Source organism: uncultured Azohydromonas sp. (assembly GCF_937926365.1).
In the GTDB taxonomy this organism is placed as follows: Bacteria; Pseudomonadota; Gammaproteobacteria; order Burkholderiales; family Burkholderiaceae_C; genus Azohydromonas.
Map to the genome: position 1 here is coordinate 1 of NZ_CALAOH010000255.1, position 15,624 is coordinate 15,624.

General features: G+C 64.9%; 12 protein-coding genes and 1 CRISPR repeat array. Of the genes, 9 read left to right on the top strand and 3 right to left on the bottom strand.

Annotated elements, in window-relative coordinates:
- Both Q0741_RS28100 and Q0741_RS28105 read left to right on the top strand, forming a co-directional pair.
- Positions 1-1,052 (top strand): IS66 family transposase (locus Q0741_RS28100; RefSeq protein ID WP_298236494.1); only part of this gene is annotated, 1,052 nt, incomplete at its 5' end.
- Positions 1,053-1,198: 146 nt separating this feature from the next.
- A complete protein-coding gene (locus Q0741_RS28105; protein WP_298236495.1) occupies positions 1,199-2,734 on the top strand; it encodes a transposase family protein in 1,536 nt (511 codons plus the stop codon).
- A 226-nt stretch (positions 2,735-2,960) separates the two neighbouring features.
- On the opposite strand, the gene Q0741_RS28110 is transcribed toward Q0741_RS28105, so the two are convergent.
- The 3 genes from Q0741_RS28110 to Q0741_RS28120 form a co-directional block, all read right to left on the bottom strand.
- The gene (locus Q0741_RS28110) at positions 2,961-3,332 is read right to left on the bottom strand and encodes an SDR family oxidoreductase (RefSeq protein ID WP_298236496.1); all 372 of its coding nucleotides are present in this window, start codon (positions 3,330-3,332) and stop codon (positions 2,961-2,963) included.
- Positions 3,329-4,567 (bottom strand): hypothetical protein, encoded by a 1,239-nt coding sequence (locus Q0741_RS28115; RefSeq protein ID WP_298236497.1) that lies wholly within the window; start codon positions 4,565-4,567, stop codon positions 3,329-3,331. Before Q0741_RS28115 ends, Q0741_RS28110 begins: the two co-directional genes overlap by 4 nt.
- A 139-nt stretch (positions 4,568-4,706) precedes the next feature.
- The gene (locus tag Q0741_RS28120; protein ID WP_298236498.1) at positions 4,707-4,886 is read right to left on the bottom strand and encodes a hypothetical protein; all 180 of its coding nucleotides are present in this window, start codon (positions 4,884-4,886) and stop codon (positions 4,707-4,709) included.
- A 597-nt stretch (positions 4,887-5,483) separates the two neighbouring features.
- On the opposite strand from Q0741_RS28120, the gene csx16 reads away from it, so the two are divergent.
- The 7 genes from csx16 to cas10 all read left to right on the top strand — a co-directional run bounded on the left by csx16 (position 5,484) and on the right by cas10 (position 15,623).
- The gene (gene csx16, locus Q0741_RS28125) at positions 5,484-5,783 is read left to right on the top strand and encodes a CRISPR-associated protein Csx16 (protein ID WP_298236499.1); all 300 of its coding nucleotides are present in this window, start codon (positions 5,484-5,486) and stop codon (positions 5,781-5,783) included.
- A gap of 365 nt (positions 5,784-6,148) precedes the next feature.
- Entirely contained in the window at positions 6,149-6,436 is a 288-nt protein-coding gene (locus Q0741_RS28130) for a CRISPR-associated endonuclease Cas2 (protein WP_298236500.1), read from the top strand.
- Between the two features lie 16 nt (positions 6,437-6,452).
- A complete protein-coding gene (gene cas1 / locus Q0741_RS28135; RefSeq protein WP_298236501.1) occupies positions 6,453-7,457 on the top strand; it encodes a CRISPR-associated endonuclease Cas1 in 1,005 nt (334 codons plus the stop codon).
- A gap of 31 nt (positions 7,458-7,488) precedes the next feature.
- Positions 7,489-7,770, top strand: coding sequence for a CRISPR-associated endonuclease Cas2 (gene cas2 / locus Q0741_RS28140; RefSeq protein WP_298236502.1), 282 nt, complete (start codon positions 7,489-7,491; stop codon positions 7,768-7,770).
- Positions 7,771-7,888: 118 nt separating this feature from the next.
- Positions 7,889-9,218: a CRISPR direct-repeat array (repeat unit 36 nt; unit sequence GTCCGGACCGTGCCCTGATATCGAAGGGATTAAGAC).
- A gap of 1,005 nt (positions 9,219-10,223) precedes the next feature.
- A complete protein-coding gene (gene csm6 / locus Q0741_RS28145) occupies positions 10,224-11,330 on the top strand; it encodes a CRISPR-associated ring nuclease Csm6 (protein WP_298236503.1) in 1,107 nt (368 codons plus the stop codon).
- A gap of 195 nt (positions 11,331-11,525) precedes the next feature.
- Positions 11,526-12,602, top strand: a complete 1,077-nt coding sequence (locus Q0741_RS28150) for an RAMP superfamily CRISPR-associated protein (protein ID WP_298236504.1) — start codon at positions 11,526-11,528, stop codon at positions 12,600-12,602.
- Between the two features lie 9 nt (positions 12,603-12,611).
- The gene (gene cas10, locus Q0741_RS28155; RefSeq protein WP_298236505.1) at positions 12,612-15,623 is read left to right on the top strand and encodes a type III-B CRISPR-associated protein Cas10/Cmr2; all 3,012 of its coding nucleotides are present in this window, start codon (positions 12,612-12,614) and stop codon (positions 15,621-15,623) included.
- Position 15,624 lies beyond the last annotated feature (1 nt).

Consider the following 15,624-nt stretch of genomic DNA (forward strand, 5'->3'; position numbering starts at 1 on the left):
AGGGCAGTCGCGCCGACGTGAGCTTCCTCGTGGGCCTGCTGCTGGACAAGTTCGCATGGCATCTGCCCCTTTATCGCCAGCACCAGCGCCTGCTCGACGCAGGTTTCAAGCTCAGCCGTGGCTGGCTGACGCAGCTGGTGCAGCAGGCTGCGCAGCTGCTACAGCCGATCTACGAGGCGCAGTTCGAGTCCATCCGCATGTCCCGGGTGAAGGCCATGGACGAGACGCCCATCAAGGCCGGACGTGTGGGGGCGGGCAAGATGCGCGCGGGTTACTTCTGGCCCGTGTACGGCGAACTCGACGAAGTGTGCTTCCCGTACTTCGAGTCCCGGCGTCACGAGCACGTGCAAGAGGCCCTGGGACTCGCTTGCGTGCCCGGTGCGGTGCTGCTATCTGATGGGTACGAGGCTTACGCCCAGTATGCAAAGAAGACCGGTATCACCCATGCCCAGTGTTGGGTTCACTGCCGGCGCAACCTATTCGAAGCTCAGAACACGGAGCCACAGGTAGCCTCCGAAGCCCTGCGCCAGATCGCCGCTCTCTACAAGATCGAAGAGGACATCCGCGAGAAGAAGCTCAGCGGCGAGGCCAAGCGGCTGCACCGTCTCACGCACAGCAAACCGCTGGTGGAGAAGTTCTTCGCCTGGGTGGACCAGCAGTTCGAGAGCCAAGGTTTCCTGCCCAGCAACCCGATCACCCAGGCCCTGGCCTATGCACGCGAGCGACGCGATGGGTTGAAGGTGTTCCTGGGTGATCCCGATGTTCCGATGGATACGAACCATCTGGAAAGATCGTTGCGCCCGGTACCGCTTGGACGCAGGAACTGGATGTTCTGCTGGACCGAGGTCGGGGCTCAACACGCCGGCATCGTGCAAAGCCTTATCGTGACGTGCCGGCTGCACGGCATCGACCCGTACACCTACCTCGTGGACGTGCTGCAGCGCGTAGGCCAGCATCCGGCCGCACGCGTGGCCGAGCTCACGCCACGGCTGTGGAAGCAGCACTTCGCAGCCAACCCGCTGCGCTCGACCTTGCACGGCCTGACCGTTTAGGCAAGAACGCCGCCGGGCGAGCGCTTACGTATGGCGCGACGATCAGGATGAGAGACCGCATTGACTCAACAGTTCTGCTACCGGAGCTGACCCGTTGCCTCACGTAGTTTGCTACCCGCCGGGCTGTCCGGCGGGAGCGGAGCAACGTGAAGAAGCAGGTAAGCATGGCTACACGCAAAGAATTGATCCAAGCAGTGGGGGAGAGATACCGGGCAGCCTCGACAACGGACAAGACAAGGATCCTTGACGAATTCGTCGAACTCGCGGGATACCACCGTAAACACGCGATTCGTGTGCTATCGCAGAAGCCCCCGGCAGCGACCTCGAAGGCACCTCGACAACGGGTGTACGACGACGCCTTCCGCGAGAAGCTCATCGTGGTATGGGAGGCCAGCGACCGTTTGTGTGGCAAACGGCTCAAGGCCCTCATCCCGTCGTTGATCGAGGCCATGGAGCGGCACAGGCACTTATCCCTTGATCAATCGATGAAGCAGCAGCTACTACGAGTCAGCGCTGCCACGATCGATCGTCTGCTGTCTGAAGTTCGTGCAGGCTCCAATGGCGAGAGACGCCGGCGTAGCGGCATCGGCACAGCCATCCGGCGCAGCGTTCCAGTACGGACGTTCTCCGACTGGCGCGACCCACCGCCGGGCTATTTGGAAGTCGACATGGTTGAGCACTGCGGTCCAAAGACCGAGGGCGACTACGTTCGGACCTTGGTGCTCACCGACATCAACAGCGGTTGGACGGAATGCCTGGCAATGCCAGTACGCAACCAGACCTTGATAGTCGAAGCGCTCAACGTGATGGAGGCCACGCTGCCCTTCAAGCTCCTCGGAATTGATACCGACAACGACACAGCCTTCATGAACCAGACCGTCTTCGATCACTGCAAGGAACGAGGCCTTGAGCAAACGCGATCTCGTCCCTACAGGAAGAACGACCAGGCCTGGGTCGAGCAGAAGAACGGCGCCATCGTGCGCCGCCTGGTGGGTTATGGACGGCTCAGCGGCTTGGCAGCGACATACGCCCTCGCCGAGCTCTATTCGGCATCGCGGCTGTACATCAACTTCTTCCAGCCCTCCTTCAAGCTCAAGGCCAAGACGCGCGACGGCGCGCGCGTGAGCAAGAAATACCACCCGCCTGCGACGCCATGCGATCGACTGCTGGACTCGCCTGCGGTACCGGAGGACGTGAAAGCGAGGTTGAGAAAGCAATTTACCGAGTTGGACCCGGTGCGTTTGCTACGAGACATGCGTACGGCGCAGCAGGTACTGCACGAGATGCTGTCACGTGGACCGCAAGATGAGCCTGCTGCTGCTGCTGCTTCTTCGCCGGCAGACGTGTCGGCGTTCCTGGCCGGCTTGTCGACCGCATGGAAGAGCGGCGAGGTCAACCCGATACGCGGCCGGCGTGGGCCATCTACTCCACGTTGGTGGAGATCTCGAGTCGATCCCTTCGAACATTCGTGGCCGGTGATTGAGGGCTGGCTGATCGAAAAACCGTCGTCCACAGCGCGCGAACTGATGGACCGGCTGGCCGCAGCAGTGCCCGAGGCGTACGCGAACAAGAAGCAACTTCGTACGCTGCAGCGCCGCATCAAAGCTTGGAGGGCGCAGCAGCTCAAGGAGCTGATCCTCGGAAAGCTCAAGAAGGACGCGCCCGAGTGCGCCTTGCCGTGATAGCGAATCGAGCCTGCACGGGGCCGGGCGCTTCGCACCCGGCAGGCTGATGACATGTGGACGATGCGCCTTCAGCGCACCGGGGCACGTCCGTGGACAACGCGTCGCGTTGACCACCGCCATGCCCCTTCGCCCACATGCCAACAGCCTCCACTACTACGAAGAAATTCCCCGGAAACGACAAACAGTGATCCGGTAACATTCCTTCGTGAGGCAACACGTGCTCTCATCCAGATTGACGCGCGGCAGCCGGTGTCACGTTGACATCGAACGCGAAGTCCCAGTCGGCGTCCGTCAACGAGTCGATTGGTCCGCCGCGCGAGACACCGACCATGTTGACCAGGCCGTCCAGTTGCGGAAGGCCTTGCAGGCGCTGCAGCACCTGCGCCGGCACGTCCGCACTGCGGACGTCGCATGGCAGCGCAGTGAAGCGCGCACCGATCTGGCCGCATAGGTCGTTCAGGGCCGCACCATCCTGGTCAAGGCCCAGCACGTGCCAGCCGCGTTCAGCAAGCACTCGAGCAGTGACGCTGCCCATGCCCCCTGCTGCGCCAGTCAGGACCACCGTGTGAATTGGATGCGAAGGATGAGTAGTCATATGAAGAAAAGACTGTCCAGCGACTCGAGCTGTTCGAGATCGCTTGGAAGGGACAACAGTTCGATAAAGCCATTGGTCGTTGCCAATGGCAGGGTGGCCAGCGTCTCGTCCAGTACACCAGGGCAGCGTGGCGGGGGCAGTTCGGGCATCCGCATCAGGCGCAGTACCGCCTCGCGTGCCGCCAGCCACGGTTCGGCGTCACCGCAGACCCGGTGCAACCAAAGCGCAGCCCAGCAGTACTCCATGGGCAAGCAGCCGTTTGCGAAGATCTGCATGGCGTCCCTCAGCTGCTCCCCCACCGTGGCAAGCTCAGCTCCATCGGGCTTCATTTGGAACCGGGCACGGGCCAGGCCAAGCTGCCAGAAGCCCCGGGCTACTGCAGGGGCGGCTTGATCCAACGACAAGCTCTCCTGAAGTCTCATTGTCTTGTCGACGGGCGACTGGGCATCCAGGGCGACGAACTGCAGCCGGGCCAGCGCATGCCACTGGCTTGCAACGTCGCCCTGATCCCGCGCCATGTGAAAGCTCATCATCAGCGCTGACTCTGCCCGCAACGGCTCACCGAGCCGTCTGAGCGCGCTGCCCATGTAGTTGAGCTGCCGGGCACGCTGCCCACTCCCAGCGGGCAGTAGGTGGTAGGCCATGTCCAAGCAGCTGAAACCGTGGCTTGCCTGCCCTGCGCGCAGCAGCAGCTCACCCAATGCGCCATAGGCCTTGAAGCACAACGACTCGTCGCCGATGCAGCGAGCGACCGCTGCAGCATGAAGCAGCCAGCCCCGTGCGCTGGACCAGTGGCCGCTGCGTGTGTGCGTCTTGCCCAGCCCCAGGGCCGCATTGGCAGCCTCGGTACACCAGACCGTCTCACCTGGCTTGGCAACGGCCTCCCATGCCTGAAGGAAGAGCGACTGCGCTGCAGGAAACTCGGCAGCGTCGTATTGCAGCCATCCTTGCCACAACGCCTTCACTCCCGCAGGTAGCGCGGCTGAATCCAGAGCCGCTGGAACAGGGGCATGGAGCCTCAGTCCTATCCAACAGCTCAGCTGCGGGTGCTCGAGCGCGGCAGGAGAGTTCAGCCAGTCCCGGCTGAAAGACTCGAGTCCCCGCTGCAGTCGGTTCGCGTGTCGCGCTTGCAGTTCAAGGCGGTCCCAGACCATCAGTTCGTCTATGGAGGAATCCCCGCAAGACGGGGCGACATGGGGAGGGGGCGAAGGCTCGTTCATCGACACGGCAAGCATGATGTAAACAATCGTATCTCATGCGTGCCCTGTCGTTCCGAGCAGCGCGCCTCCTGTGTCTGGCCCAGGATAAGCGGGCCGGCGCATGGTCCGCGCCTGCTGGCCCCGCCCGTTCTGCGAACACAGCCTCGTCCGCAGGTCAGTCCTTGAGGCGGAAGACCGAGTTTGGGAAGCTTTCGCGTCGGATGTCGGACAGGGTATCGCCGTCCGGATCGACGACCTTGGCAACGAGGTCGAATGCGGCTTCGACCGGCTGCAGCGGCAAGGTGACGATCTCGGCAACGGTGTCGACGAAGACGCGTTCGAGGAAGTCAAACATGGGCGTTTCCCTCTCGGATGAAGTGATGACGGTCTGATTCTTGCCGCGTCTTTGCACGATCAGTCGACAGCGCAACGTTGCTGTCGTTTGGCTGCCGGACAGGTGCATGCCTGGCCTTGCACCCGATGCATGCCCCGGCCTGCACGCCATGGTGCTGGAGCCGGGGGCAGACCGCCGAAGCGATACATCCTCGAATCACGGTTCTGTAGTCGGTCGTGAGCGGCAGTGCAAGAGCAGGCGGCAGAGTAGGCGCGGCCGCTCGCATTGCAAGGCGACAGCTGGTTGAGGCCTACACAGGCTGGTTGCCTGAACACTCTGGAATCCCACAACCAGCCGCTTTCCCAAGTCCCATGTGCCCAGTGTTGGGCGCGCCGGCCGCCGAACGACAGCATGCCGTGGCAACGTTGCCAGCCTCTCTGTTCAGCATGGCTGGCAGCGACAGTGCAGCCCGACACAACAACAGGAGAGTGACCGAACATGTCCCGTGCCCCCTTTGCCGCTGCCGCTGCCGCTGCCACTGACACCTGGAATGCGCAAAGCGCCTGCCCCGATTCGCACTGGTACGGCAGGCCTGGTCCGGCGTCGAAGACGTGGATCGTGACGCGTCATCCCGGCGCACAGCAGTGGCTGCGCTCGCAGGGCTGGGAAGGGACGCTGGTGCCGCACCTGGAGCCCCGTGTGCTGCAGCCGGGCGACTGTGTCATTGGCACCGTGCCGCTGCACTTGGCCGCCATCGTCTGTACGGTCGGTGCGCGCTATCTTCACCTGACCATGGAAGTCCCGCCCGAGTTGCGCGGCCGCGAGCTCACGCCAGAGCAGATGGCGCAATGCGGGGCTCGGCTGGAGGCGTTCCTGGTGCGCCGCTTGCCGACCCCGACGTCGCCGCAGGCTCGGTGAAAACCACGCCGGGCGGCGTTGGCAGGGGCCTGGCTGGGATGAGGCAATGCGGCTGCTGCGCCAGGGTGCTGAACTCGAAGCGCATCGAAGCGTTTCGTGATGCTGTGCGTGGGCAAGCTGCTTCGGGCTTCGCCCTGCGCGCCTTGTCGCGCCTCAAAGACTTTGCACGACTCCCTGGGGCATCACCCGCCGCGGCACCTGAAGGCCGGTACGGCATCAGTTTCCCTTGCGGACCGAGTCGCTGTCGCCATTACGGTCAGCGATGAGAATTCCAACACTGCAGGTTGCAGTGGCAACGTTGCGGATGTGGCTACCAGCGGTGTGTCACGGGCAAGCTGGTGGAACCTTCACCACACAAGGCCGCCATGACTCAACGCCATCTGTACCTCGCCGCCTACGACAGCTCCGATGCCCGACGCCGCGCCACCATGCTGCGGCTGCTGCGTGGATTCACATGTGGCGGACAGAAGTCGGCTTACGAGGTCGAGCTCAGCCCGACCGAACGGCGTGAACTGCTGTGCATCGTGGCTGGGTCGATCGACTCGCAGAAGGACCGCTTCCTCCTGGCACGGCTCGACCCGCGCGGCGCCATCCTGACGGCGGGGCGCGGCGCGGAGTCCAGTGAACGGAGCGGCTGCATCTACCTGGGTTGAAGAGGAGAAGAACCGTATGGGACTGCTTGTACTGGATCGGCGCGACATGGCGTTGCGCCTGGATGGCGAGGCTGCTGCCGTCTACGAGGGCGGACGACGCGCGGGCAGTGTGCCGCTGAAGCTGGTGGACCAACTCGTGGTTCAGGGCAGCGGCATCGTCGTGGAGGCCTCGGTGCTTGGTCGTGTCGCCGAGCAAGGCGGAATGGGCGTCGTACTTTCGGGCCGCTACGGCCGGCGCGTGGCCTGGGTGCTGGGCCCAAGCCATCACGATGTCACGGCGCGGCTGGCGCAGGCACGCGCGGTGACGGACCCGCCGCAGGTGGACGCCTGGGCACTGCGCGTGGTGCTGGGCAAGCTGCGCCACCAGCACCGCTTCCTGTGCCGCGCGCTTGCGCTGCGGCCCGATGCGCACAAGCCGTTGCACGACGCGCTGCGGCGCCTGGAAGCCGCGCTTGCGCAACTCGACGCAAAGCAGGCCACCGTGTGCAACCCCGGCGCAGCGGCACTGCGCGGCATCGAGGGCGCTGCCGCTGCAGCCTATTTCGATGGCTACGGTTCGCTGTTCCCGCCGGCACTGGGTTTCAACGGCCGCAACCGGCGTCCGCCGCGCGATCCGGTCAACGCTTGCCTGTCGCTGGCCTACACGCTGCTGCACGCGCAGGCGGTTCAGGCGTGCCAGTGCGCAGGCCTGGATCCGTTGCTGGGCCTGTACCACCGGCCTGCACACGGGCGTGCCTCCTTGGCCAGCGACCTCATCGAGCCGATGCGCCCGCTGGTGGACGAGTGGGTATGGCGCCTCGTGCGCGACGGCTTGGTGCGGCCGGAGGATTTTCGCCACGAGGGCGACGCCTGCCTGTTGGGCAAGAGTGGGCGCGAACGCTTCTACCCCGCCTATGGCCAAGTGCGTCGCAAGGCCGCGCGCTGGCTGCGCTGGACCTGTGCGGACCTCGTTCGGCAATGGCGCCGGCAGGGCTGCGCGCTGTTGCCTGAGGACGGTGTGCCGGGCATCGAGGACGACTGACAGGGTAGGCCATGATGCAGAAGGAGGACACATGACGCACGAAGTCAAGGAGTGGCTGGTGGCCTACGACATCGGCGAGCGGCGCCGGCTGCTCAAGGTGCACCGCCACCTTGCCGGCTGTGCGCTTCACGTGCAGAAATCGGTGTTTCTTGCCCGTCTCGACGGCCGGCAGGCGCAGAAGCTTTTCGAGGAGCTCAAGGTGCTGGTCGACGAGGGGGCGGACGATCTGCGGCTCTACAGGCTGCCCGCGCGGCCCGGCATCGTCAGCCTCGGGCAAGGCACGCTGGAGGAGAATGGCCTCTTCGTGCCATGAGGGTCCGCCATGCCGCCGCAGCGACGAGTCCTTGCGGGAGACAGCTCCCGCGGTCGACCGAAAAGTTGTGAAGGGCCCCGCCAAGCCCTTGTCGCTGCTATCATTTTCGACGCGAGCAGTCCGGACCGTGCCCTGATATCGAAGGGATTAAGACCCGAAGGCGAGGCCAAAGGCGCACATGCACAAGTCCGGACCGTGCCCTGATATCGAAGGGATTAAGACTGGCCCATTTCGGCATCCGCCTTGGTCACAGTGTCCGGACCGTGCCCTGATATCGAAGGGATTAAGACAAGATGCGGCTCTCGTTCAGCTCGATAGGTCGCGTCCGGACCGTGCCCTAATATCGAAGGGATTAAGACAGGAACTCAGGCTTGGTGTCCAGCGCCGTCAGGTCCGGACCGTGCCCTGATATCGAAGGGATTAAGACAGCCAAACGCGGGGTGTTGTCAGCCCCCACAGTCCGGACCGTGCCCTGATATCGAAGGGATTAAGACCGCAGCTGCACCTCTTTGCCGTGACGCTGAATGTCCGGACCGTGCCCTGATATCGAAGGGATTAAGACTCTTAGAGACCTGTGGGTTTAGATGGTTATTGGTCCGGACCGTACCCTGATATCGAAGGGATTAAGACATCGAGCGCCGCTCGAAGGGGATAATCATCTGTCCGGACCGTGCCCTGATATCGAAGGGATTAAGACCCGGCTTGTCGGCCAGGATGGGGGAGACCAGGTGTCCGGACCGTGCCCTGATATCGAAGGGATTAAGACCCGCCAGGCAGCGGAAGTCTTTGGGTGCACCAGTCCGGACCGTGCCCTGATATCGAAGGGATTAAGACCCCCGCTGGGCGTCGATGCCGCGCAGCCAGTGGTCCGGACCGTGCCCTGATATCGAAGGGATTAAGACCCACGGCGAACACCACACTCCAGCTGGTGTACGTCCGGACCGTGCCCTGATATCGAAGGGATTAAGACAAGAAATCGAAGCTGTGGTTGACGGCGGCCACGTCCGGACCGTGCCCTGATATCGAAGGGATTAAGACTCTCCTGGTTCAATGGGTTCCGAGGCCAACCTTGTCCGGACCGTGCCCTGATATCGAAGGGATTAAGACAACAGCAGTCCGTCCCACGCACCCAACTCACGGTCCGGACCGTGCCCTGATATCGAAGGGATTAAGACGTCAGCACCAGCGCGAGCTCCCTGTTGTACTGGTCCGGACCGTGTCCTGATATTGAAGGGATTAAGACTCCAGAAGAAGGCCGAAGCCGCGCAACGCAGCGTCCGGACCGTGCCCTGATATCGAAGGGATTAAGACCCATGTCCATCACGCGGTGCACGCGCAAGTGGTGTCCGGACCGTGCCCTGATATCGAAGGGATTGAGACACGTCCAGAAAGTCGATCTTCTTGAGCACCAGGTCCGGACCGTGCCCTGATATCGAAGAAATTGAGCCCAGGCTGGCGTGCACGTTGTGCCGCCTGATCACGAGCATGGATCGCAAGATCTTCTTGGCGGTGGACGCACACCCCGTACGCACATCCAAGCCGACCAAGCAATTCGTCCAGGACAGCGCTGAGCGGCTGGATTTGTTCTTCCTGCCTGGGTATGCGCCTCAATCCCGACGAGCTCGTCTGGAACCACCTGAAGGCCCACGTGGCTAAGGCAACAACGCGGACCAAGCACGAGCTCAAGCGCGCGGTCTACCGTGTCTTGCATCGACTGCAGAAGTTGCCCCGGGTGGTCACGAGCTTCATCCATGCACTGACTTGTCGCTACGCCTCAGCGTGAGGCTTTATTTGCAAGCAAAAGTGGGGTCGAAACTGCTGTCGCCGGCCACTTGGCATGCTTCCAACGCCTTACTGGCATGGATGCATCCGGTAACATTGCTGCCAAGGACAAGGAGGGAGGAGTGTGCATGCAGCCCACGCTGCGCTGTCCATCGCTATGTGCTCATTTGACGCGCGGCCTGGGCACCGCTGCCTGCCTTTTGCGGGTTCATCGCCGTGGGCTCGTTGCGCGCGGCGTGCCGACTGTGCCTGTCCCCCTGCGTCCGACACCCCATCGCCGGCCGACGCTGCGGTGATGTGGCTCTACCGCAGTGCATCGCAGCCCACCGTGCTGCGCGCCTCGATACCAGTTGAGGACCGCGCTGCCTTGAGGCTGACCTCGTTGAGCCGCGTCCAGGCTTCGCTAGGCCCGCCGCAGGTCAAACGCGCGGCCCGCGCACTGAGCAACACTGCGCGGGCCGAACACGCTTGTGCGGTACCTCTCGAAGTCCCCCCGTGGCCGAGCCAGTCATTGGGGCGGGTGCGCCGCCATGGTCGAAAGGGGTCTCCACGTGGACAGGCCGTCACTGGCGACAAGCTTGCGAGTTGCCGGTTGGCCCGCCTGAGCCTGCACGATGCCAACCATGCAATTACCTGCTCCTGATACACCTGCCCACCAGTATCCTCGTCGCGTGCTGCTGGCCGTCACGGGCTTGTCGCCCCAAGTTGTGACGGAAACCATTTATGCGCTGGCGGTGATGCAGCAACCGGCCTTCGTGCCGACCGAAGTGCACGTGATCACGACGGCCACGGGCGCACACAAGCTCAAGCTCGCGCTGCTGTCGCAAGAGCCGGGTTGGTTTGCACGGCTGCGCCACGATTACGGGCTGGCCGACATCGCATTCGACGAGCACCACATCCATGTGGTGCCGGATGCGCAGGGGCAGCCGCTGGCCGATATACGTGACCTGCAGGAGAACCGGCTGGCAGCCGACTTCATCACCGAGCGGGTGCGTGAGTTCACCGCTGATGCGAACTGTGCATTGCACGTGTCGCTGGCCGGCGGACGCAAGACGATGGGCTTCTTCGTGGGCTATGCCCTGTCGTTGTTCGGACGGGTACAGGACTCGCTCAGCCATGTGCTGGTGAATGAGCCCTACGAGCGAAGCATGGACTTCTACTACCCCACGCCTTACAGCCAGGTGATCAAGGCTGGCGAGCGGGAACTGGCCGATGCGGCCGAGGCCCGCGTGACGCTGGCCGACATCCCTATCGTGAGCCTGCGCCACGGGTTGCCTCAGGAGTTGCTGGCGGGCCGAGCCGGCTTCGACGCCACGGTGCAGGCAGCGCGGCGTGCGCTCGCGCCGGCCGAGCTGGTGCTGGACCTGCGTCGGGGCTGTATCCGTGCCAGTGGGCAGGTCGTGCGGCTGCCGCGCGTGCAACTGGCGTTGTTGGCGATGTTCGCGCGCCGCGCGCTCGTCGGCGCCGAGCCGCTGCCCGCGCCGCCCGTGGGCGCCGGAGACGTTGCGATGGCGCAGCTGTACCTGCATGAGCTGCGCCAGGTGGCCGGGCCGCTGGGCGACACCGAGCGCACCGAGGAACGGCTCAAGCAAGGCATGGAAGGCGACTTCTTCTCCCAGACCAAGTCGTTCCTGCACAAGTCGCTCGATCGGGCGTTGAACGTGGCCGCCGCGCCCTATCGGATCGACGGCGGAAAGAAGAAGCCGTATCGCTACCGCTTGTCCTTGCCGGCATCGGCCATCCGCTTCGCAGACATCGAAGCCGACCATGAGGCGTGATGTGCCCAGGAAATCAATTGCCCGCTCAACTGCGAGACGGTGGTCTGCTGTGCTGGGACACCAGCCCGAGCGCGGCGAGACTCCAGGGCCGGCACGAGTTCGCTGCGCACGCCACAAGCTTGCCGCCTACCGCCACGCCGGCTCGGCCGGTGACACTGTGTCACTGACGACATCAACAGACTGAGGGATTCCATCATGGACTCGCGCGTCATCACGTTGCGCTACAAGCTGCGCTTTCTGACGCCAGCTTTTCTCGGCAACGCCCTGCAATCCGCGCAGTGGCGCACACCTCCCTTCAAGGCCTTGCTGCGGCAATGGTGGCGGGTGGCCTACGCGGCCGATCAGGCGCAGCACCTGAACCTGGCCGCCATGCGACAAGCCGAGGGCCAGTTGTTCGGCGTGGCCGCGGACCGCGAGAGTGACTCGCGCCGAAGCCAGCTCAGGCTGCGACTGAGCCAGTGGACGATCGGCAAGCAACGGGACTGGACGGGACTGGACGCTCAACGCGTCACCCATCCCGAGGTCAAGAACCGCGAAGGCAAGCCGGCGCCGGTGGGCGCTCATCTGTACCTGGGCTACGGGCCGCTGGAGTTCCGCGACCGTCAAACCGCCCTCAAACGCAGTGCTGCCATCCAGTCCGGCGAAGAGGCTGTTTGGTCGCTGGCCTTTCCGGCCAACGGCGACGCACGCCGACTGCACCGGGCCCTGTGGCTGCTGCAGCACTACGGCACCGTCGGTGGGCGCAGCCGCAATGGCTGGGGTTCGTTCAGCTTGACGCCGGCCGACGCCAATACCCCGGCGCTCGATGGCCCACTTGACCGCGCGCTGACGCTGCCGTGGCGCGACGCACTGCAACAAGACTGGCCACAGGCCATCGGCACGGACGCCGACGCTGCGCTCATCTGGCAAACCGAGGCCCTGCCCAACTGGCAGCTGGTGATGCGCCGCCTGGCCGAGATCAAGATCGGCCTTCGGACCCAGTTCAGGTTTCCCGCGGCTCGCGCGGATGGCCAGATCCACGACAGGCATTGGCTGAGCTACCCGGTGACGAACCACGCGGTGAAGGATTGGGGCAACAACGCCCGCTTGCCCAACAGCCTGCGCTTCAAGGTGCGTGCCGATACCGACGGCAAGCTGCGCGGCGTGGTCTTCCACGTGCCGTGCCTGCCGCCACCGGCCTTCCGCCCCGATCGCGCCGCCATCGTGGCCGTCTGGCAGCAGGTGCACCACCACCTCGACGCAGAGGCTCGTCTGCAACGCATTCCGGCCTGAGTCCTGATCATGACGACCAACAATCTCTGGCAAACCAAGCTCCACGCCCGTCTGCACGACCCCGCTGAGAAGGCGCTGGTGCTGTTGCGCGATCCTGCTGGCCATGAAGGCGGCAGTTCCAAGGTCTTGCACCGCCTGTTGGGTTTCGGGCGCATCGATGTAGCCAACATCGATCCCGACAATGCCGAGGCTCTGCACGGCGCCCTGTTCCACAACGGTATTCCGAAGCCGATCTACGAGATCGTGCGCCGAGCCGACTGGTGGGCGGCCGCAGCCGACCGCCCGCAGTGGCCACTGCAGGAGATCGCAGTCGAAACCCGGTCCGGCAAGCAGCTCACGCTCAAGGTCGCTGAGGGGGCGCAGGTGCGCTGGACCCAGCGCCCGGTGCTGATCCATCCGCTGACCGGCAAGACCTTCGACCTCGGCAGCCTGGGTGACACGGAGCTGCAGGCGCTGAAGTCGCGCAGCTTCGAGCACTTCTCGGCTCTGGTGCAGCGCCAGCCCGATGGCGAGGTCGATTGGAACCGCACCCTGCTGGCGTACTGGCGCTTCGGTCCCGAATTGCGGGAGACCCAGGACAACGGCACGCTGGGCGTGCTGTGGCCCCAGCTGCCGGCCGACACCCGGGTGCCCGATCACAGCATCTGGGACCACCTGGATCTGACCTCCGCTTTCGCCGGTGCCTTTGCGGCCGATCCCGAGGGCGAGGTCGCGCTGCTGACACTGGCCCTGGGGCCGGTTCAGAGCTTCATCGCCGCGGCGCGCTCCACCTCGGATCTGTGGGCCGGCTCGCACCTGCTCGCGCGCCTGGCCTGGGAGGCCATGAAGCCCGTGTGCGAGGCCCTGGGGCCGGACGCCATCCTGTTTCCGCGCCTGCGAGGCGTGCCGCAGGTAGACCTGTGGCTGCGCGACGAATGCCGGCTGCCGCGCGAGTTGTTCGACGACGCCGCCTGGACCACGCGCGGCACCGACGCCAATCCCTTGTTCGCCGCCGCACTGCCCAACCGTTTCGTGGCCATCGTGCCGCGGGCCCAGGTGCAGGATCTGGTGCGGCAGATCGAGCGCGCGGTGCGTGGTTGGCTGGAGGGGCTGGGCCAGCAGGTCGTGGACCGCTTGCTTGAGCAAGCCGGTGTGGCGCGCAGCGAAGGCGAGCATGCCTACCAGCAAATGCGCCAGCAGCTCGAAGGCTTTCCCGAAGTGCATTGGGCTGCCGTGCCTTTCTCGCTGATCCGCCCGCGCAACACCGAAAGGCAGACCGACCTGGACACCACTGCGCTGTCCGCCGCGATGGCGCCCTTCTTCGGCGTGGCACCCGGCGAGCCGGCCGGATTCCTGGCCAGCCCCGCTTGGCAAGTGCTGCAGAAGGAAACTGCCTGGGAAGGCAACACCACCTTCTTCTCGCCCAATCCGGGTGCCCTGTACCCGGCCGTGCATGACCTGGCCGAGCGCGCGCTGGCTGCCGCCAAATCGGTGCGCACCTTCGCACAAGGCTCGCAGGGTGGCTGGCGATGCTCGTTGACCGGGGAAACGGAATGGTTGACCACCGATCCACAGCAGCTCTTGCTGCCGCCCGGGCAGCGACGCGACACCTTGTGGGTTCGCATCGCCAGGAAGCGGCCGGCCTGGGCCAGGAAGGGCGAACATCTGGGCGCGCTGCCGGCCATCAAGCGCCTGTGGCCCACGCTGTTTGCGCAGGAGGTGGGCCGCGCCGTCGGTGATCTGGACAGTGCCCAGCGCTTCGTCGTGTCCACCCACACCATGTCACTGGCGCACCAGCTCGATCGCTGGCTGGACGATGGTGGCCAGGCCACTGCGCGCTTGCAGGACGCTCTGGCACGCCATGGCGAGAGCATGGTCGCGCTGCCCCGCCGGCTGATGCGGCGCCATGCCCGCAACGCTGCCGCATTGGCCGATGCGCGCCGCTTGCCCGGTCTGCTCGACGCCGCAGACGAACTCGACGACGAGACGCAGGCTCAGGAACTGCGCCGGCTGGTCAGCGACGCGCTGGGCCGTGACGCAGGTCAGCTCGAGACCTACTACGGCCTGCTGCTGATGGATGGCGACCGCATGGGCGCGTGGCTGGCTGGCGGTGATGACTATGCGATCAGCTACCGCGACAGCTTCCACCCGGATGTGCACAAGGGCTTTGACGCGCAGGCCCGCAAGGAGGGCCGGCTGCGAGCCTACGCAGAACAACGGCGCGCCGTGTCGCCCAACCGCCATCTCTCGATCTCGGCTGCGCTCAACGACTTCTCGCTCGTGGTGGCTCCGCACGTGGTCGAGGACGAACACCTGGGTCGCTTGATCTATGCCGGCGGTGACGACGTGCTGGCCATGTTGCCGGTGGCCGACTTGCTGCCTGCGATGCAGCGGCTGCGCGTGGCCTATGCCGGCCACGACCCTGCGCATGAGGACGGCGACTACCAGGGCGCCGGGCTGAAGCTCAAGGATGGCTTCGCCCTGCTGCGCAACAGAGGCCGCCTGTGCCTGATGCGCATGATGGGCACTCGCGCCACCGCCAGCTGTGGCGCGGTGGTGGCCCACCACCAGGCCCCGCTGGGTGCGGTGATGCGGGAGTTGCGCGCGGCCGAGAGCCGAGCCAAGGGACGGGGGGGGCGAGATGCCTTCAGCCTCACCATCGTCAAGCGTTCCGGTGGAGCGCTTACCGTTACCGCCAAGTGGGGCGAGCCGGTGGACCTGCTGCATGCCTTGCGCAAGTTCCTCGGTGCCGACGGCGTCTCGCGCCGTGCCGTCTACAACAGCCTGGCCTGGCTGCGGGACCTGCCGCAGGACCAGCCGGCCATGCTGGAGACGCTGCTGGCCTACCAGTTGGCGCGGCAAGCTGACAAGGCGGTCCGCGAAGCCCATGACGTTCCTCGCCTGGCACAGCGCCTGGCAGCCCTGGCCTTCGACGATGCCCTGCGGCCGCCGCCGCGGGATGGCGAGAAGCGCCTGGACTGGCTGGTGCACTTCATGAGCGCTGCCGAATTCCTGGCACGCGCCACCCGCAACAAGGATTGAC

What these genes read in the sequence shown, in the direction of transcription:
- Q0741_RS28110 (WP_298236496.1), bottom strand. Translation starts at nt 3,332, where the DNA reads ATGACTACTCATCCTTCGCATCCAATTCACACGGTGGTCCTGACTGGC.
- Q0741_RS28115 (WP_298236497.1), bottom strand. Translation starts at nt 4,567, where the DNA reads ATGCTTGCCGTGTCGATGAACGAGCCTTCGCCCCCTCCCCATGTCGCC.
- Q0741_RS28120 (WP_298236498.1), bottom strand. Translation starts at nt 4,886, where the DNA reads ATGTTTGACTTCCTCGAACGCGTCTTCGTCGACACCGTTGCCGAGATC.
- Q0741_RS28130 (WP_298236500.1), top strand. Translation starts at nt 6,149, where the DNA reads ATGACTCAACGCCATCTGTACCTCGCCGCCTACGACAGCTCCGATGCC.
- cas1 (WP_298236501.1), top strand. Translation starts at nt 6,453, where the DNA reads ATGGGACTGCTTGTACTGGATCGGCGCGACATGGCGTTGCGCCTGGAT.
- cas2 (WP_298236502.1), top strand. Translation starts at nt 7,489, where the DNA reads ATGACGCACGAAGTCAAGGAGTGGCTGGTGGCCTACGACATCGGCGAG.
- Q0741_RS28150 (WP_298236504.1), top strand. Translation starts at nt 11,526, where the DNA reads ATGGACTCGCGCGTCATCACGTTGCGCTACAAGCTGCGCTTTCTGACG.
- cas10 (WP_298236505.1), top strand. Translation starts at nt 12,612, where the DNA reads ATGACGACCAACAATCTCTGGCAAACCAAGCTCCACGCCCGTCTGCAC.